Source organism: uncultured Candidatus Kuenenia sp., assembly GCF_900696675.1.
In the GTDB taxonomy this organism is placed as follows: domain Bacteria; phylum Planctomycetota; class Brocadiia; order Brocadiales; family Brocadiaceae; genus Kuenenia; species Kuenenia stuttgartiensis_A.
This window is the reverse complement of sequence record NZ_CAADGZ010000300.1, coordinates 1-1,117: the sequence shown is the minus strand read 5'-3', so window position 1 is coordinate 1,117 and position 1,117 is coordinate 1. Positions and strand designations below refer to the sequence as shown.

Genomic DNA, 1,117 nt, shown 5'->3' with positions numbered 1-1,117 from the left:
AAGCGGATGCTTTCGCAAAGACAAGCGGATGCTTTCGCAAAGACAAGCTGATGCTTTCGCAAAGACAAGCTGATGCTTTCGCAAAGACAAGCGGATGCTTTCGCAAAGACAAGCGGATGCTTTCGCAAAGACAAGCTGATGCTTTCGCAAAGACAAGCGGATGCTTTCGCAAAGACAAGCTGATGCTTTCGCAAAGACAAGCTGATGTCCTCGCAATGACAATCTGATACTGTTCAGGTTTGCAACCGTTCGGCTGAGCTTACGACGAAAACTGAACCCGCCGGAGGTATACTAATGAAAACCCCTGAACCGTTGAACATGGAACCCATCCTTGTTGAAGTATACCTTCATAAAAATGGTTATGCAAAAAAGACTACTACCTCTGCGGGTTCCTAAAGGTACTCTCAGCTTTTGTCATTGCGCGAAGTAGCACGGGTAGCCAAGTGGCTTCAGCAGCGCCCTGCGGGTTCCAAAATGTCCCAACTTGTCATTGCGAGGGTCTTTTCCGAAGCAATCTTTTTTATAATGCCAGATTCAATCAAGGTAATTGTAATGGATAAATTAGACTCCGTTTACATAATGACGAATAAAATTAATACAGTGCTCTACACATGGGTTCCGAATAATCTTAAAAGAAGAGTATATGGGCATAGAGAGAAGAGGGTCGAGGTCTCTTATGACGGATATTATGAGGTTGCTTCGGAAAAGACCCTCGCAATGACAAGCTGACGCCCCTCGCAATGACAATCTGATACTGTTCAGGTTTGCAATCGTTCGGCTGAGTTTACGACGAAACCTGAAACCGCCGGAGGTATGCCAAGCTTGCAAAGACCATGTTGTTTACATTGAACATCAATTTTCAAAACCGTGCAACTCATGTTACGCAGTAAGAAAAATGTTCAATATTCAAATCTCAAATAGTTGATTATTTGCCTTTATTCTTTTCCTCACCCAAACCTGAATACATAGCGCATTTCAGCCATTTTTTAAGCTGAAGAGATATTTATAATGGCATAATATGTTGAATAATAAGGATACGGCAGTAAAATGGTGCAGACAAAGGCAGCGCCGGAAGATATAATTCCTATGGAGGACGGGGATTTTAGCGATTTTTAAG

Annotated in this window: 2 protein-coding genes; both read left to right on the top strand. The window is 42.7% G+C overall.

The features are described from left to right. On the top strand, window positions 1-227 hold a 227-nt coding region (locus tag QZT26_RS17790; protein ID WP_295104112.1), incomplete at its 5' end, for a hypothetical protein. A 247-nt stretch (window positions 228-474) separates the two neighbouring features. Next, window positions 475-729 (top strand): hypothetical protein, encoded by a 255-nt coding sequence (locus tag QZT26_RS17785; RefSeq protein WP_197705364.1) that lies wholly within the window; start codon window positions 475-477, stop codon window positions 727-729. Window positions 730-1,117: the final 388 nt, after the last annotated feature.

Bases quoted from the DNA above. Each gene is read 5' to 3' on its own strand.
- QZT26_RS17785 (WP_197705364.1), top strand. From the start codon at position 475: ATGTCCCAACTTGTCATTGCGAGGGTCTTTTCCGAAGCAATCTTTTTT.